The organism is Mycobacterium sp. (assembly GCF_049683355.1).
Lineage (GTDB): Bacteria > Actinomycetota > Actinomycetes > Mycobacteriales > Mycobacteriaceae > Mycobacterium.
Map to the genome: position 1 here is coordinate 1 of NZ_JBAUJB010000176.1, position 18,935 is coordinate 18,935.

The 18,935-nt window shown below is 68.5% G+C and carries 16 protein-coding genes and 2 pseudogenes; 8 read left to right on the top strand and 10 right to left on the bottom strand.

Annotated features, from left to right (window positions below):
• Positions 1 to 250 precede the first annotated feature (250 nt).
• A pseudogene (locus tag WA944_RS10575) lies at positions 251 to 1,243 on the top strand (MFS transporter); the annotation flags it as partial.
• A 76-nt stretch (positions 1,244 to 1,319) separates the two neighbouring features.
• Positions 1,320 to 1,592, top strand: coding sequence for a hypothetical protein (locus WA944_RS10580; RefSeq protein ID WP_526611108.1), 273 nt, complete (start codon positions 1,320 to 1,322; stop codon positions 1,590 to 1,592).
• An 18-nt stretch (positions 1,593 to 1,610) separates the two neighbouring features.
• Here WA944_RS10580 and WA944_RS10585 read toward each other — a convergent pair whose 3' ends face one another.
• Positions 1,611 to 1,949 (bottom strand): aminopeptidase, encoded by a 339-nt coding sequence (locus WA944_RS10585; protein WP_526375372.1) that lies wholly within the window; start codon positions 1,947 to 1,949, stop codon positions 1,611 to 1,613.
• Positions 1,950 to 2,083: 134 nt separating this feature from the next.
• Here WA944_RS10585 and WA944_RS10590 point away from each other — a divergent pair, with 134 nt between their 5' ends.
• Positions 2,084 to 2,986 (top strand): DMT family transporter, encoded by a 903-nt coding sequence (locus WA944_RS10590; RefSeq protein ID WP_526375370.1) that lies wholly within the window; start codon positions 2,084 to 2,086, stop codon positions 2,984 to 2,986.
• A 24-nt stretch (positions 2,987 to 3,010) separates the two neighbouring features.
• Here WA944_RS10590 and WA944_RS10595 read toward each other — a convergent pair whose 3' ends face one another.
• The gene (locus tag WA944_RS10595) at positions 3,011 to 3,454 is read right to left on the bottom strand and encodes a TIGR03668 family PPOX class F420-dependent oxidoreductase (protein WP_526375368.1); all 444 of its coding nucleotides are present in this window, start codon (positions 3,452 to 3,454) and stop codon (positions 3,011 to 3,013) included.
• A gap of 108 nt (positions 3,455 to 3,562) precedes the next feature.
• On the opposite strand from WA944_RS10595, the gene WA944_RS10600 reads away from it, so the two are divergent.
• The 4 genes from WA944_RS10600 to WA944_RS10615 are packed head-to-tail and all read left to right on the top strand — an operon-like array spanning position 3,563 to position 7,419.
• Positions 3,563 to 4,726 carry an ABC transporter substrate-binding protein gene (locus tag WA944_RS10600; RefSeq protein WP_526375366.1) on the top strand — a complete coding sequence of 388 codons (1,164 nt, stop codon included), beginning with the start codon at positions 3,563 to 3,565 and terminating at the stop codon, positions 4,724 to 4,726.
• Between the two features lies 1 nt (position 4,727).
• Positions 4,728 to 5,591 (top strand): ABC transporter permease, encoded by an 864-nt coding sequence (locus WA944_RS10605; RefSeq protein ID WP_526375364.1) that lies wholly within the window; start codon positions 4,728 to 4,730, stop codon positions 5,589 to 5,591.
• Complete coding sequence (locus tag WA944_RS10610) at positions 5,588 to 6,373, top strand: ABC transporter permease (protein ID WP_526611111.1); 786 nt, start codon at positions 5,588 to 5,590, stop codon at positions 6,371 to 6,373. The genes WA944_RS10605 and WA944_RS10610 overlap by 4 nt, the downstream gene beginning before the upstream one ends.
• A complete protein-coding gene (locus WA944_RS10615) occupies positions 6,370 to 7,419 on the top strand; it encodes an ABC transporter ATP-binding protein (protein ID WP_526373491.1) in 1,050 nt (349 codons plus the stop codon). The genes WA944_RS10610 and WA944_RS10615 overlap by 4 nt, the downstream gene beginning before the upstream one ends.
• A 2-nt stretch (positions 7,420 to 7,421) precedes the next feature.
• On the opposite strand, the gene WA944_RS10620 is transcribed toward WA944_RS10615, so the two are convergent.
• Together WA944_RS10620 and WA944_RS10625 are read right to left on the bottom strand one after the other, a co-directional pair.
• Complete coding sequence (locus tag WA944_RS10620) at positions 7,422 to 7,997, bottom strand: orotate phosphoribosyltransferase (protein ID WP_526373489.1); 576 nt, start codon at positions 7,995 to 7,997, stop codon at positions 7,422 to 7,424.
• A gap of 32 nt (positions 7,998 to 8,029) precedes the next feature.
• Complete coding sequence (locus tag WA944_RS10625) at positions 8,030 to 8,842, bottom strand: HugZ family pyridoxamine 5'-phosphate oxidase (RefSeq protein ID WP_526373487.1); 813 nt, start codon at positions 8,840 to 8,842, stop codon at positions 8,030 to 8,032.
• Between the two features lie 160 nt (positions 8,843 to 9,002).
• On the opposite strand from WA944_RS10625, the gene WA944_RS10630 reads away from it, so the two are divergent.
• Positions 9,003 to 10,310 (top strand): maltokinase N-terminal cap-like domain-containing protein, encoded by a 1,308-nt coding sequence (locus WA944_RS10630; RefSeq protein ID WP_526373497.1) that lies wholly within the window; start codon positions 9,003 to 9,005, stop codon positions 10,308 to 10,310.
• Here the strand turns inward: WA944_RS10630 and fabG are convergent.
• From fabG to WA944_RS10660, 6 genes and pseudogenes are all read right to left on the bottom strand, one after another.
• Positions 10,300 to 11,076 carry a 3-oxoacyl-ACP reductase FabG gene (gene fabG, locus WA944_RS10635; protein WP_526373485.1) on the bottom strand — a complete coding sequence of 259 codons (777 nt, stop codon included), beginning with the start codon at positions 11,074 to 11,076 and terminating at the stop codon, positions 10,300 to 10,302. The genes WA944_RS10630 and fabG overlap by 11 nt on opposite strands.
• Before the next feature lie 251 nt (positions 11,077 to 11,327).
• Positions 11,328 to 13,466, bottom strand: a complete 2,139-nt coding sequence (gene glgX / locus WA944_RS10640) for a glycogen debranching protein GlgX (RefSeq protein ID WP_526373483.1) — start codon at positions 13,464 to 13,466, stop codon at positions 11,328 to 11,330.
• Between the two features lie 175 nt (positions 13,467 to 13,641).
• Complete coding sequence (locus WA944_RS10645; protein ID WP_526373481.1) at positions 13,642 to 14,220, bottom strand: isochorismatase family protein; 579 nt, start codon at positions 14,218 to 14,220, stop codon at positions 13,642 to 13,644.
• A gap of 32 nt (positions 14,221 to 14,252) precedes the next feature.
• Positions 14,253 to 15,410: pseudogene (locus WA944_RS10650) on the bottom strand (hypothetical protein); the annotation flags it as partial.
• A 168-nt stretch (positions 15,411 to 15,578) separates the two neighbouring features.
• Positions 15,579 to 17,417, bottom strand: a complete 1,839-nt coding sequence (locus WA944_RS10655) for a hypothetical protein (RefSeq protein ID WP_526646887.1) — start codon at positions 17,415 to 17,417, stop codon at positions 15,579 to 15,581.
• A 92-nt stretch (positions 17,418 to 17,509) separates the two neighbouring features.
• Positions 17,510 to 18,904: an acyl-CoA dehydrogenase family protein gene (locus WA944_RS10660; protein ID WP_526646889.1), complete on the bottom strand. Its 1,395-nt coding sequence runs from the start codon at positions 18,902 to 18,904 to the stop codon at positions 17,510 to 17,512.
• Positions 18,905 to 18,935 lie beyond the last annotated feature (31 nt).

The window sequence follows — 18,935 nt, forward strand, 5'->3', positions numbered from 1 at the left end:
CACCAGGATGCGCAGCGCAGACTGGCCGACGCCGAGCAGGCGCTGACCGCCGCGCGGGACGCCTACGAGGCCGCCAAGCAGGCCGGCCGGGACGCGGCCACCGCGGCGAAGGCGGCCAAGCTGACGCTGAAGAAAATCTCCGACTAGACATCACCCGTTCCCGGCGCCGCGCTATCTTGCTCAGGGCAGCTGGTCGCGACTGTGCGATAAGCGAAATACTCAGCGCCCCGCTTAATTTCGGGAGAATCGAATGCAGTCCGACATCCGCCGGGCGATCACCGGAGCGTCCATAGGCAACGCGGTCGAGTGGTTCGACTTCGCGATCTACGGTTTCCTGGCGACCTTCATCGCCGCCCGGTTCTTCCCGGCCGGCAACGACACCGCGGCACTGCTCAACACATTCGCGATCTTCGCCGCCGCGTTCTTCATGCGTCCGCTCGGCGGGTTGTTCTTTGGCCCACTCGGCGACCGCATCGGCCGCCAGCGAGTGCTGGCGCTGGTGATCCTGCTGATGTCGGCTGCCACTCTGTGCATCGGGCTGCTTCCGACCTACGACGTCATCGGCGTCGCCGCCCCACTGCTGCTGTTGGTGCTGCGCTGCCTGTAGGGCTTCTCCGCCGGCGGAGAGTACGGCGGCGGCGCCGTCTATCTGGCCGAGTACGCCACCGATGCACGCCGCGGGGTGACCGTCACCTGCATGGTGTGGTCCGGGGTGCTCGGCTTCCTGATGGGTTCGGTGACGGTGACGCTGCTGCAGGCGCTGCTGCCCGCCGCGGCGATGGAGAGCTACGGCTGGCGCATCCCGTTCCTGATCGCCGGGCCCTTGGGCCTCGTCGGCCTCTACATCCGGTTACGCCTGGCCGACACCCCGCAGTTCACCGAGCTGCGCAACACCGATCAGACCGCCGACACCCCGCTGCGGGAGGCACTGCCGACCACGTGGCGGCAGATCCTGCAGGTGATCGGCATGATGATCGTGTTCAACATCGGCTATTACGTGGTCTTCACGTTCCTGCCCAACTACTTCATCAGCACGCTGAACTTCTCCAAGACCGACGCGTTCCTGTCGGTCACCCTGGCCAGTCTGGTGGCACTGGTCCTGATACTGCCGCTGGCGGCGCTCTCCGACCGGATCGGGCGCCGACCCCTGCTGATCGGCGGCGCCGTTTCGTTCGTCGTGCTCGGGTACCCGCTGTTCCTGCTGATGAACTCGGGCTCACTGACCGCCGCGGTCACCGCCCACGCAGGTGGGGGCAGGGGGCGGGCACCGTTAGGCTGGACCCCAGATGACCGACCGACGGAAGGCAGGGAGCTCACCGATGAAGGTCCAAGTGTTGCCCTACGTCACCGTCGAGGTCGACGACCGGGTGCGGCGCCGGCTGCGCGTCGCAGGTGAGAGGCTCCGGATCAACCTGCGCGGCTACCTGCGCAGCGCGGCCGACGACGTCGACGCCGCCGGGGACCGGGTGCGCGGGATGTGCGAGCGCGCCGTCGACCGCGTCGACTCAGCGGTGGCCACCGTCAACGACAAGCTCGGGCCGCCGGAGCCCCCGTCCCGGCCGCACCTGCGGATTGTCGACGAGGCGAGTTAGATTCTCAGGCTCAGATCCTCAGGTTGAAACCCGACCGCTTCGCCCACCGACGAAGAAGGACCCGGCCAGCACCACCAGGCCGACGACCGCGACCGGGATCGCCCAGGACCGACGCGAGGACAGCGCCGACTCGCACTCGGCGACGTAGTCGGTGTGCGGCACGATCTCATTGAGCACAGGAAGGTTGGCCAGGTTGCCGCTGTCAGCGTCGCGGGCCTGCGACATGTCCGCCGCGATCCCGTTGCCGCAGCCGATGCTGGCGTCGGGTCCGGAGACCGAGACGGGCATCAACAACGCGATGACGCCGACCAACAACAACGCCACACCGGCGATCATGACCACTCGTCGCAAATTCATGCCCGGGGTAATGCCCAGTTCCCGGACGCTGAAACAAGATCGATCGAATCGTGTGCCCCGGCCGGGCTGGGCGGTGCGCGGCGAAGTGTGCTGTCCTTGTCCAGGGACCGGGAGCTGAAGGGAGCCTGACACCCGTGGGAGGCCCAGTCATCGGCCATGGTCTGACCGTGCTGCTCGCGCTGCTTGCCGCCGTGTTCCTGGCGATCGGCATCGTGGTGCGCCAGCGGGCCACCCTGGACGTGCCGGCCGAGCACGGGGTGAGCCCGGTGATGTTCCAGACACTGCTGCGCCGGCCGCTGTGGTGGGCGGGTACCGGGGCGGCGATCACCGGGTTCGTGTTCCAGGCGCTCGCGCTGGCCAACGGGTCGCTGCTGCTTGTCCAGCCGATTCTCACGTCGGCGTTGTTGTTCGCGCTGCCGCTCAGCGCCCGGCTGGCGCACCGGCGGGTCACCCGCGCCGAGTGGGGATGGGCAACGCTGCTGACGCTCGCGCTCGCGGTGTTCGTGGTGCTGGCCAAGGCCCGCCCCGGTGACTACGAAGCGTCGCTGACCACGTCCGCGGTGGTCGCCGTGGTGTGCACCGCGGCGGTGTCTGCGTGCGTGATCGTGGCAGTGCGAACCGTCGGCTGGCGGCGGGCGGTGCTGCTCGCGGTCGCGGTCGGCGTGCTGTTCGGGGTCGTGGCGGTGCTCACCAAGCTCGTCATGCACGTGCTGACCCACCAGGGGCCGGCCGCGGTGCTGACGACGCCGGTCCCCTACCTGCTGGTGCTGCTGGGAGTGCTGGGCGTGCTGGTGCAGCAGTCGGCGTTCCACGCCGGGTCGCTGCAGACCTCGGTGCCGACGATGCTGGTGCTCGAGCCCGTGATCGCGGTGCTCCTCGGCGCGGTGGTCCTCGGGGAACACCTCGACGTCGGACGGTGGGACGCCGTCGCGATCGCGTTCGCCACCGTGGCGATGGCCGCCGGCACCATCGCCCTGGGCAGGGACGAGGGCGCCTATGAGGAACAACTCGAGGCGGAGATCGCCGAGCGGCGCTGAGTCTCCGCCGGGCGGCGCCGAGTTTCAGAGCTCCGGCAACGGTGAGGCCGGCGAGGCCCGCCAGGACGACCACCGGGTGATCTGCACGGTGACGACCGGGCCGTCGAGTTCGACCCGCTGATACTGGTGGTACTTGGCCCGCAGCAACGCGTAGCCGGTCGCCATCTGTTCGCCGCGGTGATGGATGGTGGCGGTGCCGTCGGCGCGCACCCACCACAGCCGGGACCAGTCGTCGTCGTAGTGATCGACCAGCAGGCTCACCGTGGGGTTGGCCTCGATGTTGACCAGGCGGCGCAGCCGCTGGGTGGACTTCGGTTTCGCGTCGATGGCCGTGTACAGCAGGTCATGGCGACCTTCGGGCAGCGCGAAGACCACCGGCACCAGGTGCGGCGCGGCCCCGGCGCCGGTGGTGCCCAACACGGCGACGGGAGCGGCTGCGAATGCCGCCGCGGCATCAGAATCCGGCATCACTCCAGGGTATGGTTCCCACGGCCCGGTGTATCCGTTCACTGTGCAGTCGCGCTGCGGTAACCGCCGAGCCACTGTGCAGCCTCCTGCTCATCGGAAGGTTCGGCAATGAACTTCTCGCGGATCACCGCACGGTTGCTGTCCGGCGTCACCACCAGAGCTCTCGCCGTCGCGGCATCAGCGGTACTGGTCTCCGGCGCGGTCGGCTGTGCACCTCCCGAGAGCGACAACTCGGGTGCCGAGACGGCGTCCGGGGTAAAGGCCGGTGAGGCCACCTCAGCGCAGGACTTCGGCGGCATGGAGGGACTCGTCGAAGCGGCGCAGGCCGAGGGCGAGCTCAACGTGATCGCACTGCCCCCGGACTGGGCCAACTACGGCGCGATCATCGCGGCTTTCTCGGACAAGTACGGAATCAAGGTCAATTCCGCGCAGCCGGACGCGTCCAGCCAGGACGAGATCAACGCCGCCAACCAGCAGAAGGGCCGCAGCACCGCCCCCGACGTGTTTGATCTCGGTCAGGCGGTGGCGCTCGCGAACACCTCGATGTTCGCGCCGTACAAGGTCGCGACGTTCGACGACATCCCGGCCGCGTTCAAGGATTCCGAGGGCGCCTGGGTCAACGACTACGGGGGCTACATCTCGATCGGGTTCGACTCTGCGAAGGTGCCTGCGGTGACCGGTGTGGACGATCTGCTCAAGCCGGAGTATCGGGGCATGGTGGCACTCAACGGCGACCCGACGCAGGCCGGTGCCGCATTCTCCGGCGTTCTGATGGTCGCGCTGTCGCAGGGCGGCTCCGTCGAGGACATCGCCCCCGGCGTCGAGTTCTTCCGCAAGCTGAAGCAGGCAGGCAACTTCCTGCCGGTCGACCCGACGCCGGCCACCATCGAGTCCGGCCAGACACCGGTGGTCATCGACTGGAACTACACCAACGCCGCCCAGACCAAGAGCCTGCCCACCTGGCAGATCATCGTGCCTGCGGACAACCCGGTCGCCGGCTATTACTACCAGGCGATCAACAAGGACGCACCGCATCCCGCCGCGGCCAGGCTGTGGCAGGAGTTCCTCTACAGCGACGAGGGCCAGAACCTGTTCGCCCAGGGCGGAGTGCGGCCGGTGCGGGCCGACAACATGATCGCCGACGGCATCCTCGACGATAAGCTCGCAGCCTCGATGCCCGTCGTCGACGGGCCGGTGACCGTGCCGACGCCCGCGCAGACCGAGGCGGCCGCGAAGTATCTGGCGGACAACTGGGCCGCTGCAGTGGGCTGAGATGCCTGCCGGCCGAGGCGTCGCACGCCGGATCCGGGAGCTGCTGCCGCTGCTGCCGTTCCTGACCGTCGTCGTCATCTTCCTGGTCATCCCGACGGTCACCGTCGTCGTGGGCTCGGTGTACGCCGACGGAGTGTTCTCGCTGGAGCGCATCGCGGCGCTGTTCAGCGGCACCGCACTGGCGGCGCTGGGCGACAGCGTGCTGCTCTCCGGTGCGACCGCCCTGCTGGGCGCGTTGCTCGGCGCCGTGCTGGCGTGGCTGATCGTCAACAGCCCCACCACGTCCATGGTGCGCCGCGCGGTGCTCTCGCTGTGCAGCGTGCTTGCCCAGTTCGGCGGTGTGGCACTGGCTTTCGCGTTCCTGGCGACTGTGGGACTCAACGGTGTGCTGACACTGTGGGTGCAACAGGTCTTCGGATGGAACCTGGCGGGTTCCGGCTGGCTGTACGGTCTGGGCGGGCTGATCCTGGTCTACACGTACTTCCAGATCCCGCTGATGGTCATCGTGTTCATCCCGGCGCTGGAAGGGCTGCGCGGCCAGTGGCGCGAGGCCGCGGTCAGCCTCGGAGCCTCGACGTGGGCGTACTGGCGGGAGGTGGCGATCCCGCTGTTGACGCCGGCCTTCCTCGGGTCGGCGTTGTTGTTGTTCGCCAACGCATTTGCCGCCTACGCGACCGCCGCCGCGCTGGTGAGCCAGGGCAGCCCGATCGTGCCGCTGTTGATCCGCGCCTCGCTGGTCAGCGAAGTGGTGCTGGGGCAGGAGGGCTTCGCGTACGCGCTGGCGCTGGAGATGATCGTGGTGGTGGCGCTGGTGATGGGCGCCTACAACGTCCTGGTCCGCCGCAGCGCGCGGTGGCTGTCATGAAAACGGCCGCGCGGGGCGGGCTGTGGGTGGTCTTCGGGCTGTTCTTCGGTTTCCCGCTGTACGCGATGGCCGACTTCTCCACCCGCAACCTTCTCGGGGACGGACGGACCTGGCAGGCGTGGGCGAACCTGGTCACCGACGACGCTCTCTACCAGGCCATCGTGGTGTCGCTGCTGCTCGCGGTGTTCACCGTGGCGGCGATGCTGGCGCTGTTGGTGCCGACGATGATCTGGGTGCGGTTGCGGGCCCGGTGGATGAGTGGGGTGCTCGAGTTCTGCTGCCTGCTGCCGTTGACGATCCCGGCGCTGGTGATCGTCGTCGGATTGCGCAACGTCTACCTGTGGGTGACCTACCTGCTCGGCGAATCGACGCTGACGTTGACGTTCGTCTACGTGATCGTGGTGCTGCCGTTCGCCTATCGCGCGCTCGACGCGGCACTCTCGGCGATCGACCTCCAGACTCTGTCGGAGGCCGCCAGGTCCCTTGGCGCGGGATGGATGTCGACAGTCCTTCGAGTGGTGGTGCCCAACATCTGGCCGGGAATCCTGTCCGCCGCCTTCATCTCCATCGCGGTGGTCCTCGGCGAGTACACCATCGCGTCGCTCAGCGGATACGAGACCCTGCAGGTCCAGATCGTGCTGATCGGAAAGAGCGACGGCCCGACGTCGGTCGCGGCCTCCCTGGCCACCCTGCTGTTCGGGTTCGTGCTGCTGCTCATCCTGTCGCTGGTCACCCGTGGCCGGCGCAGACGCCGCGACGCGATCCCGGGAGCAACCGGATGAGCCGCCACAGCGGCGGGGTGGCCGTCGCGCTGACCGACCTCACCCGGGTGTACGGCAGCACTAGAGCCCTCGACGGTCTGACGTTGCACATCGAGCCAGGGGAGCTGGTGGTGCTGCTGGGGCCCTCGGGCTGTGGCAAGACCACCGCGCTGAGAATCCTCGCCGGCCTGGACGACGCGACGTCGGGCACGGTGTCGGTCGGCGGCACCGACCTGGGCAGGGTGCCCGCCAACAAGCGGGACATGGGGATGGTGTTCCAGGCCTACAGCCTGTTCCCGCACCTGACCGTGCTCGACAACGTGGCCTTCGGCCTGAAGATGCGCGGAAAAGCCAAGCGGGACAGGCTCGCCCGGGCCTCCGACATGCTGGATCTGGTGGGCCTGGCCGCCCACGCCGGCAAGTACGCCGCCGAACTCTCCGGCGGCCAGCAGCAGCGGGTCGCGCTGGCCCGGGCGCTGGCGATCCAGCCGCGGGTCCTGCTGCTCGATGAGCCGCTGTCGGCCCTGGACGCCAAGGTCCGGACACAGCTGCGCGAGGAGATCCGCCGGGTCCAGCTCGAGGTGGGCACGACCACGCTGTTCGTCACCCACGACCAGGAGGAGGCTTTGGCAGTGGCCGACCGGGTCGGCGTGATGAGCCACGGCAGGCTCGAGCAGATCGCCCCACCGGCCGACCTCTACGCCAACCCCGCGACGCCGTTCGTCGCGGACTTCGTGGGACTGAACAACAAAGTGCCGGCGCGGGTTTCCGGCGGTCGCGCGCACCTGCTGGGCGTCTCGGTGCCCGCGCTGGCGGGTTCGGTCCCCTCCGGGGCCGGGCTGGCCATGGTGCGCCCGGAGACGGTCACCGTCACCGCCGATCGTGCCGGCACGTCGACGGTCAGCGCGGTGTCCTTCCTGGGCGCGATCTCCCGGGTGAGCGTGTTGATGGCCGACGGTTCGCTGATCAACGCCCAGATGGCCAGCTCCGCGGCGCGCAGGTTCGCCGCGGGGGAGCCGGTGACCGTCGGCCTCGAGCCGGGCGGTGTCCTGGTGGTCGCCCGGTGAATTCACACGTCGGCGACGGGCTCGATCCCCAGGTCCCGGTAGCTGACCAGCGCGAAGAACGGGACACCGTGCCTCGCGAAGCGCCCGGCGGCGACGTCACCCCGGTCGACCATCGGGATCACCCCGGTGGGCACCGCACCCAGCGCCGTCACCCGCTCCAGCGCGATCTCGGTGGAGCCGCCGGTGCTGATGACATCGTCGACAAGCAACACCCTGGTGCCGGGTTGCAGCCGGGTGCCTTCGATCCACTGCTCACGTCCGCGGCTTTTCTGCTCCTTGCGCACCGAGAACCACGCCTTGCCGGTGACCATGGCCACCCCGTGCGCCAGCGGGTCGGCGCCCATCGTCAGACCGCCGACCGCGTCGAACTCGATACCGTTGAGCGCGGCCAGATCCGCGACCGCCCTGGACACGATGGTGAGCCGCTCGCCGGTGTCGACGGCGTACTTGCCGTCGATGTAGTCGTGGCTGAGCTGGCCGCTGACCAGTCGGAACGGCTCGTCGCGGCGTTCGTGGCCCCGGGTGCGGATCAGGTCGAATGCCGCCTGCCAGGTCTCCGGACGCTGCTGCTCAGCCATACCCGCGATCGTATTGCACGGTGGCGGGCGGCTCAGCCTTGGCGTGCCCGGTGTGTCAATTCAACTGTTGCCGCTCGTAATTCGTCCATGGAGTCGATCGGTTCGGCGTATCCGATGCGGGTGTAGGCCAATCCCCGGTCGGTGGTCAGCCGAAGATCGAGGCCGTAGCGGTCCAGCCCGGTGCACACCGCGGCGGTGGTGTCGGGATACCCGCCGAGTGTGCGGGCCATCGCGGCGAGCGCGTCGGCATGATCGTCGTTGAGGTGGGTCACGGCGCCGGCCGACAGCGGTGTCACCGGGTCGGGTCGGGCATCGGCGTAATCCCGGCCGCTGGTCGAGTCCATGCGGCCGTAGCCGCCGACCCACCGCACCCGGGCCACCCGCAACACCCACAGCGAGAAGTCGGTGTAGTCGATGTAGTACTTGGCGGCGTCCACGGCAGCCAGGTGCGCCTCCCGCGCGGCGGCACGTTCGTCGCCCTCTGGCTCGGTGACATGGCCGGCCAGCGTGATCCGGCCGGTGGCCAGCGGGTCGGACTGGGTGCCGGGAGCAACGATCGCGATGCTGGCCCGCGGGTCCCCGGCCAGGTTGCGGCCGTGCTCGGCGAGGTTGGACACACACAGCACCGGGGCGCCGCCGAGCAGCCCGAAGGTGACGAACGACGCCCACGGATCACCGTCCGCGGTCAACGACGCCAGCGTGCCGATGTTCGTCGAGGCGGCGATGGTGCGGGCCTCCTCGGCCGCCGACGGCCGGATCGTGTTGACCGGATCGGTCAGCGGGGGAGGCACGGTCGGCGCATCTCCCGGGTCGCCATGATCGCGTGTCGCACCGCCGGAGGTCACGTCGGCACGATAGCGCGTGCGCTCGGGTGATTCATCCCCCGCCGTCCTGGGTAGGTTGGAGGACTGATGGACAACTAATCGATGTGCCCCGCGCGCCCGCTCAGCACGCCCTGCCGACATGCAGGTGGGAGATCGGATAGGACCGGAGATGACATCGGAAATGACACTGCCGTTCGGCGATTGGATGCGGCATCAGCGCTGGTATGCCGGCCGCAGCCGGGAACTGGCGTCGGCCCGACCGGCGACGGTCGCCCCTCTGGGTGACGACCTCGAGCTTGTGCTCCTCGACGCCACATACACCGACGGCTACGCCGAGCGCTATCAGGTGCTGGTGCGGTGGGACAGTGCTCCCGCCGACAGGTACCGGGAGGTCGCCACCATCGGAATGGATTCGGGTCCGGACGGCGGTCGCACCGGTTACGACGCGCTCTACGACCCCGAAGCCGCGCACCGACTGTTGGCGCTGATCGACTCGTCGGCCGGGGTGGCGGATCTGCGCTTCGGCAAGGAACCCGATGCCACGCTGCCGCTGGACGCGGCGCCGCGGGTGTCGGGGGCCGAGCAGAGCAACACCAGCGTCATCTTCGGAGACCAGGCGGTGCTCAAGCTGTTCCGCCGGATCACTCCCGGGATCAACCCCGACATCGAGCTGAACCGGGTGCTGGCCCGGGCGGGCAACCCGCATGTCGCGCGGTTGCTCGGGTCGTACGAGACATCCTGGGATGCAACCGGATCCGCACCGTGTGCCCTCGGCATGGTGACCGAGTTCGCGGCGAACAGCACCGAGGGCTGGGACATGGCCACGGCCAGCACCCGCAGCCTGTACGCAGACCGGGAGGCGGCCGACTTCGCCGTCGAGTCCCGGGCGCTCGGCGAAGCCGTCGCGTCGGTGCACGCGACGCTCGCCGAGCAGCTGGGCACGTCCTCGACGCCTTTCCCCGTCGAGACGTCGCTGCAGCGGCTGCGCTCCGCGGCGTTGGCGGCGCCCGCGCTGCAGGACCACGTGCCGCTGATCGAAGAGCGCTACCGCAAGCTCGCCGACGAGACGATCCCGGTCCAGCGGGTGCACGGCGACCTGCACCTGGGCCAGGTGCTCCGCACGCCGCAGCGGTGGCTGCTGATCGACTTCGAGGGCGAACCGGGCCAGCCGCTCGACGAACGCCGACGGCCGGATTCGGCGCTGCGCGACGTCGCCGGGGTGCTGCGGTCCTTCGAGTACGCAGCCCACCAGAATCCGACCGACATGGCTGTCGACCACGACCGGGCACGGGACTGGGTGGCGCGCAACAGTGCCGCGTTCTGCGACGGCTACGCCGCGGTGGCCGGGGCGGATCCGCGGGATTCAGGCCAGGTGCTCGCCGCCTACGAACTGGACAAGGCGGTGTACGAGGCGGCCTACGAGGCGCGCTTCCGGCCGTCCTGGCTGCCCATCCCGATGCGGTCGATCGAACGCATCCTCAAGGCGTGACCGCGTCCGGCGACTCGGGCAGCACCTGCCCGCCGTCGACCGCGATCGACTGGCCGGTGAGATAACCGGCTTCGTCGCTGGCCAGGAACACCGCCGTGTAACCGATGTCGGCCGGGGTGCCCAGTGCCCCTGCAGGTATCGCCTTCGCCATCCCGGCCAGGTAGTCCTCGCCCATGTCCTGCAGGCCCTCGGTAAGGATGTTGCCGGGCAGCACGGCGTTGACGGTGATCTTGTGCGGCGCCAACTCGATCGCGGCGGTCCTCATGAACCCCAGTTGGGCCGCCTTGGAGGCGCCGTAATGGGTCCAGCCGGGGAATCCGGTGATCGGGCCGGTGATCGACGACGTCAGCACGATACGGCCGCGACCGGAGGCGATCAGCGCGTCCAGACACGCCTGCACGCTGTACACGTTGCCCTTCACGTTGACGTCGAGAACCTCCGACAGCTGAGCGGGTGTCATCGTCTTCAACGGGGCCTCGGGGAAGATGCCGGCGTTGGCACACAGAACGTCGATCCCGCCGAACGCGTCCACCACCGCCGCCGCCATCGCAGTGCAGGAGTCAGGATCGGACACGTCGGTCTCGACACCGATCACCCGGCCGGTGCCGAGCTCGTCGAGTTCTGCGACAGCGGCATCGAGGTCGGCGCGTGAGCGCGCCGCGATCGCCACGTGCGCATCCGCCGAGGCGAACACCGATGCGATTCCCAGGCCGATTCCCTTGCTGCCACCGGTGACGACGACTGATTTGTCAGCTACGGAGAACATGGCCTCCAGTGTGGGACACCACGGCGGGCCGTGCAGGCCGGCAACCACGGCGGGCCGTGCAGGCTGGCAACCGTGGCCGCCGGGTAGGACGCCGCCGCTCGTCGGCTCCTACACCCAGCCCGCCCGGCCACGGTTGCAACAGCATCTTCAAGCTAACACACCACTTCGGTGAAACTGCTGAACTCGCCCACTAAGCGGCATGGCGCGCAACAGGTTTCACAGGTCGTCGGGTCCGCCTTAAGAAGCCTCGTTCAGTCCTGCGCGGCGCGCAGCACCAACACCGCTCTGGCCTCGACAGACACCGTCTTGCCGACCGGTCCGGGTTCGGCGTCGGGAGCGGCCGCGGTGTCGACGACGACTTCCCATGCCTTCGCGAACTTCTTCGGCGGTAACTTGAACACGATCGGCTCGTAGTGCGCGTTGAAGCACAGCACGAACGAGTCGTCAATGATCCGCTGTCCGCGGGTATCCGGGTCCGGGATGCCGTGACCGTTGAGGTACACCGCCACCGACTTCGCGAAGCCCGACCCCCAGTCCTCGCCGGTCATCTCCGTACCGTCGGGGGTGAACCAGGCGATGTCCGGCAGGCCCGCCTGGCCACGCCGGCCCACGGGCTTGCCGCTGAAGAAGCGGCGCCGCCGGAACACCGGGTGCGCGGCGCGCAGTGCCGACACCGAGCGGGTGAACTCGAGCAGGTCGCTGTCCGCGTTGACCCAGTCGATCCAGGTGACCTCGTTGTCCTGGCAGTAGCCGTTGTTGTTGCCGCCCTGGGTGCGGCCCAGCTCGTCGCCGTGGCAGATCATCGGGACGCCTTGTGACAACAGCAGCGTGGTGAGGAAGTTGCGTTCCTGGCGCGACCGCAATTCGAGGATCGCGGTGTCTTCAGTAGGCCCCTCGACACCGCAGTTCCACGACCGGTTGTGGCTCTCGCCGTCGTTGTTGTCCTCGCCGTTGGCCTCGTTGTGCTTCTCGTTGTAGGACACCAGGTCCCGCAGCGTGAACCCGTCATGGGCGATGACGAAGTTGATCGACGCCACCGGGCGGCGCGCGGTGTTCTCGTAGAGATCCGCCGAACCCGTCAACCGGTACGCGAATTCGTCCAGGGTGGCGGGTTCGCCGCGCCAGAAGTCCCGAACGGTGTCGCGGTACTTGCCGTTCCACTCCGTCCACTGCGGCGGGAAGTTGCCGACCTGATAGCCGCCGGGGCCGACGTCCCACGGCTCGGCGATCAACTTGACCTGGCTCACCGTGGGATCCTGCTGCACGAGTTCGAAGAACGTCGACAGCTTGTCCACGTCGTAGAACTCCCTGGCCAGCGTCGAGGCAAGATCGAAACGGAAACCGTCGACGTGCATCTCGGTCACCCAGTACCGCAGCGAGTCCATGATCAGCTGCAACGAGTGCGGATGGCCGACGTTGAGGCTGTTCCCGGTGCCGGTGTAGTCCATGTAGTAGCGGTTGTCGTCTTCGACCAGCCGGTAGTAGGCGGCGTTGTCGATACCGCGCATCGACAGCGTCGGGCCCAGGTGGTTGCCCTCTGCGGTGTGGTTGTAGACCACGTCGAGGATCACCTCGATTCCCGCCTCGTGCAGGCTGCGCACCATCGCCTTGAACTCCTGCACCTGACCGCCGGGGGTGCCGCTGCTGCTGTACTTGGGGTCCGGCGCGAAGAACCCGATGGTGTTGTAGCCCCAGTAGTTCGACAGTCCCTTGTCGATCAGGGTGGAGTCGTTGGCGAAGTGGTGCACGGGCATCAGCTCGATCGCGGTGATGCCGAGCGACTGAAGGTGCTCGATGATCGCCGGGTGCGCGACGGCGGCGTAGGTGCCGCGCATCTGCTCGGGGATGTCGGGATGGGTCTCGGTGAGCCCTTTGACGTGGGACTCGTAGATGACGGTGTCGGCGTATTCGTGTTTCGGCGGGCGGTCCACCCCCCAGTCGAAGTACGGGTTGATCACCACCGACTTCGGCATGCTGGCCGCGGAGTCGTCATCGTTGCGGCTGTCAGGGTCGCCGAAGTTGTAGCCGAACAGCGACTGGTTCCAGTCGAAGTTGCCGTCGATCGCCTTCGCGTAGGGATCGAGCAGGAGCTTGTTCGGGTTGCACCGGTGGCCGGACTCGGGATCGTAGGGACCGTGCACTCGGTACCCGTAACGCTGGCCGGGTTCGATGTTGGGCAGGAAACCGTGCCAGACGAACGCGTCCACCTCGGGCAGGGTCATCCTGGTCTCGACTCCGTCCGCGTCGAAAAGGCACAGCTCGACGCGCTCGGCGACCTCGCTGAACAACGCGAAGTTGGTGCCGGAACCGTCGTAGGTCGCCCCGAGCGGGTAGGCCTTGCCGCGCCATATCTCCTGGGGGACGGCGTTGGGATTCGAGACTTGGGTCAAGGGGAGACTCTTCTTCTGGCTGACGGGGGAACGATCAAGGCGACGATACGGTGTGCCGGCCGGCCGGGATTGCCGGGCGAGCCGTGTGCAGCGGGGGTGCAGAGTTCCTCTGCACCCGCTGAACTGCCCGTTTACCCTACTTTGCAAACTCGGGTCGACAGCGGTGTGGGCACTGTCACCCCGCTGGTCGGCCGACGATCTCGACTCCTGCGGAGTCCAGGACGTCGACGGCCTGCGCGGTGGTCTCCGGCGACACCCCTGCGGTCAGGTCCAGCAGCACCCGGGTGGTGAACCCAGCGGCGACCGCGTCGGCGGCGGTGGCTTTGACGCAGTGGTCGGTGGCGATGCCCGTCACGTCGACGGCGTCGACGTCACGGCGCCTCAGCCAGTCGGCCAGCGCGGTGTTGTCGTCGTCGGCACCCTCGAAACCGCTGTAGGCCGCCGAGTACCGGCCCTTCCGGAACACCGCCTCCACCGGGCTGAGGTCGAGATCGGGATGGAACTCCACCCCGGGGGTGCCGACCACGCAGTGCCGTGGCCAGGAGGAGACGAAGTCCGGGGTTTCGGAGAAATGGTCTCCTGGGTCGATGTGGAAGTCCTGGGTGGCCACCACGTGGTCGTAACCGGGGTTGCCGGTGAGCAGGTCGTTGATGCCGCGTGCGACCGCGCCGCCGCCGCTGACCGCAAGGGAGCCGCCCTCGCAGAAGTCCTTCTGCACGTCGACGATGATCAGTGCTTTCCGTGACTTCGCCATGTCTTCCACGCTACGTCCGTCACCGCCGGGCGTCACCCGCCGAACAACAGATACAAGCCGGTGAATGTGTATCCCACCATCACCAGCATCATCGCCAACTGCCCGGTCAACCGGTGGCGCTCGGGGAGCAGCGCCAGCGCCCTGTCGTGCGCGGCGATGACCCCTGCGATGTGGCCGGCCACCACGAACCCGACCTTGAGGGTGGCCAGCACCGCCGGATGCATCGACAGCACGTAGCTGACCTCGGCCTGCGACAGCCACAGCACGTTCCACCCCCGGTCCAGGGGGTCGGCCAAGCGGATGATCGTCTGCTGGCCGCGTTCCACCAGATAGGTCAGGTAGTGGGCGAAGACGTAGCCGAGCACGATCGGGATGAGCGAGTGCGCCATCAGACCGGGAAGCTCGCGACGCCGCTGCACGTCCACCCCGCCGGTGCAGCGCGCCGCGAGGCTGAACGTGGCGGCGACGACTCCGGCGAACAGCAGCAGGCCACCGGTGCGAACCAGCGTCGCCGTCAACGTCGACGAGGTGGCCGAGTCGACGAACGCGCGCCACTGGGGCATGGCCGAGAAACTGTCGAACGCCGTCGAACCCAGCAGCACCGACAGCACGGCCACGGTCCCGGGCCGCACCGGCATCGTCAGCAGATGGTCGAACGGGTTTCCGACGACGATGCGGCCGTCACGGTTGCGGCGCAGCGGCGACAGTCGCGACGCGGCCACGCTGTAGACCTCGAACGGATCGGCTCGCGCACTCCATCGGGCTCCGCACCACAGGGACCCCGCCAGCGTCAGCCCGAGATAGATCAGCAGCCAGGTGCGGATCGCGCCCACCGACCCGGGGTCCGGGCTGGCGAGTTCGAGCCAGACGAACGCGAACAGGCCGGCCGTCGCGGGCCAGTACCCCAGGGCCGGTGGGTAGGCACCTCCCAGCGTGCGGCCACCGATGAGCCGGGCGACGGCACGCACCGGCGAAATCGCCCGCCACACCGGGCCGATCAGCAGCGACAGCGCGGGCAGCCCCACCCAGAGGAGCACGTAGAACACCCCGGGAAGCGGGTTCTCGGCGCCGCCCGGGCTGAAGAACGCCGCCATCGCCACCCAGCCGGTCAGCACCAGCGCCACCCCGGCGATCACCCAGCGGGTGGCCGGCGCGTCCACCGCGGTGGTGACCCACCACGGCCGCGGCCGTCATCACGAGGGCTCGGTCACGCACTGTCACGGTCAGAGTTGTCCTCTTCTGTCGGTTCTTGACTGCGATGTAGACGACCACCCCGGCGACCACGATTGCGGGTGCGAACGCCGGCACCGCAATCCAGATCGGATGGTTGGCCAGGATCTCGATGTCGGGGCCGGCGGTCATGACTGCGCTGAGGGCTGCAGTGCCGCGTCACTGCCGCTGGGCTCGTTGTTGTTGATCCGGCCACCGCCCCAGGTCACTCCCGTGACCATGGCCAGCGTGCAGACCAGCACGATCAGGCATCCGATCAGCCACAGCGACTCCGGGATGTCGGGGCTGCGTTCCCGCTGCAGGATGGTGATCTCCGAGACGAACGGCCGGGTGAACTGCGCTTCGGCGGGCACCTCCTCGGCGCCGATACCGGGATCGCCGGCGAGGAAGATCAGCACCGCCGCCAGCGTCCGGCCGTCGTGCACGCGCAGCAGCGTCTTCCACGTTCCCGACACCGGCATCGGCTCGGTGGACACGTAGTGCCCGGGGCCGACTTGCTCGAGGTTGTCGACGAACTGACCGCGCTGATTCTGCAGTCCGCCCTGCCAGCCCAGCACGGTCACCCAGTTCGGGTCCTCGCCCACGACATCCGGGGGGGTGAGCCGCACGTCGGCGGTCACGTAGCGCTGACCGTCGACGGCGGGCGCCTCGGTCAGCGTCACCTGGGCGGTCGCGTTCTGCGGCATGTCGTACCGCAGGCCGTTGGCGGTCGCCGCACCGATGGCGACGACGGTCAGGGCCACCAGGCCCACACTGATCGCCCGGCGTGGCAGGCGCTGACCGCACAGCACCATGCCGACCATGGCGCCGCAGGCACCGACGAGAACAGCCACCGGCACCGACATCGCCAGCGCCTCCGGCCAGATGCTCGACGGCCACGGCAGCGGGTACACGGCGTTGACCCACAGCGATTCCAGCCACAGGCCCACCGTCGCGATGCCCAGACCGGCCACCAGGCCGAACACCATCGGACGTTTGAGAAGCGGCGTCAGCGCCAGGAGTTCGACGACGACGGCGCCGCCGAGGTAGAGCGGGAACCAGTTGACCGGCGCGTCGAGCACCGGGGCCACCGCCAGCGCGACCAGTCCGCGCAGTCCGACGGCCAGCAGCGCCGCGATCAGCGCCGCACCGCGGCCCATGAATATCCGGGCGGCCACCAGCGCCAACGCCGCTGCCGCGGCGATCAGCATCGGCTGGAAGACCTGGCGGAACTGCGGCACGCCGAAGTCGAACTCGACCTGATAGACCGACGCCCCGATCAGCACGCCGGCGAACGCGAGGTACTGGACGAATTTCAGCCCTACTCCGTCGCGCGGGGCGTCCTCCGGCCGGGCCCGCCGCCCTTCGTGTTCCAGGTACAGCGCTGCCAGCGTGGAGAACCCCGCGCCGCCGATCATCATCAGGTGGGTCGGTCCCCAGAGCGTGACGTCCTGGCCGAAGATGCGGTGCCAGACGTCGTCGAGCGGGAAGCCCATCAATGCGTACAGCCCGCACCCGGCCATCACGATGCCGCCGACCGGGGCGTGCCAGTCGTCGGTGATGCGCACCGCGGACGGACCGGGCTTGTCGTACGGCAGCACCATCGCGGTACAGCCCGCGACGAAGATCCCGAACAGGCCGATCAGGATGAAGTAGTGCGCCGGGTTTGCCAGGGCGCCGTCGTCGCGGCCGTTGCCGATGTGCAGGCTGACGTCCCAGATGAACCCGAACAGCGCGCAGATGATCGACGAGATGAACATCGCGATCGGCAGCGCCACCCATGACGGGCGCTTGAAGCGACGTCCCGACCAGTCGGCCAGCGACGTCAGCCAGGTGATCTTGCGATTGCGGTGCAGGTAGCCGATCCACAGCAGCACCGCGGTGACCACCGCCGCGGCCACCGACAACCCGATGATCTCGTTGAGCGCGGTACCGCCGCCCTCCTCACCCTGCGCCAGCACCGCTGCTGCCCCTCGAGAGAACTCCATTGTCATCCCCACCGCTGTCTCGGACACCTATATGACTCGCGAGTAATGTTGCCAGAAGCGGTCAGGGTGAAACCAGGGGTACCGGGTATTTTCTATTTGCGGGGTGGACGCAACACCTTCATCGCCACGTTCATGACGGGCGCCGGGATCCGGTCCTTCATCGACAGTGCGGAGTTGGCGACCTGGGTGCGCATCGGCGTCCCCCTGCCGAAGGCCCTGTTCATCGGACCGCCGGTCGGCTCCAGGTCGAAGTGCATCGGCGGCTTCCCGTCAGCGGCGCCCAGCGCGTTGGAGATCACGATGCGCTGGATCTCACTGGTGCCTTCGAAGATCGTGTAGAGCTTGGCGTCCCGGTACCACTTCTCCACCGGGTGGTCCTTGATGTAGCCCCAGCCGCCCATGGTCTGGATGGCGCGCTCGGTGGTGCGGACCGCCACCTCGCTGGCGGCGAGCTTGGCCATCGAACCCTCACCCCGCTCGAACGGCACCCCGGTGGCGGCCATCCACGACGCCCGCCACGTCAGCAAGCGCGCCGCGTCGATGGTGGTCGCGAGGTCGGCCAGCGGGAAGGAGATCCCCTGGTTGTCGATGATCGGTGCGCCGAACGCCTCCCGCCGGTTGGCGTACTCGGTGGCGTACTCCAGCGCCGCCCGGGCGATGCCGAGAGCCTGCGCGGCGACCATCGGCCGGGTCTGCTCGAAGGTGCCCATCGTGGCCGAGCCGGAGTGTTTGGCGCCCTCGACGGCTTCGCGGGCGGGGGCGAGTTTGCGGTCGAGCTTCTCCTGGCCACCGAGCAGATGGTCCGCGGGCACCCGGACGCTGTTGAATCGCAGCTCCGCGGTGTGTGAGGCGCGACAGCCCACTTTGTCCAGCTTGCGCACCATGTCGAGGCCGGGGGTGCCGCCCGGGACGACGAACAACGCCTGGCCGCGGTGGCCCAGCTCCTGATCGACGACGGCGTTGACTACGTGGACGTCGGCGATGCCGCCGTTGCCGATCCACATCTTGTGTCCGTCGATGATCCAGTCAGCGTCCTTTCCCGGGGCGGCCCGACGGGCATGCGTGCGCAGGTTGCGGACGTCGCTGCCGCCCTCAGGTTCTGAGATCGCCAGCGCCGCCAGCTTCAGGTCGCCGGGCGTGCCGAAGCATTCCGGCGCCCACTGCAGCATCTGCTCGGGCGAGGCGGCCTGGCCGATGGCGGAGAGGGCCAGGGCGGGCATCACGACGGCCAGCCCGATGCCGGCGCACCCCCAGAACAACTCCTCCATGAACATCGGCAGTGACAGTCCGGTCGGGTCGCCGATCAGATCGCGGTAGAACAGCGGGCTGTAGAAGCCCTGAGCCGCCGCTTCCTCCAGCACAGGCCAGGGGAACTCCTGGCGCTGGTCGTAGTCGGCGGCGACAGGGCGAACCACCTGCTCGGCGAACTCGTGCGTGCGCCGGGCCAGGTCGTGCTGCGCCGCCGTCGGCGTGAGATCGAAGGTCATGGACGCCCCCGGGACATGAACGAACACCGCA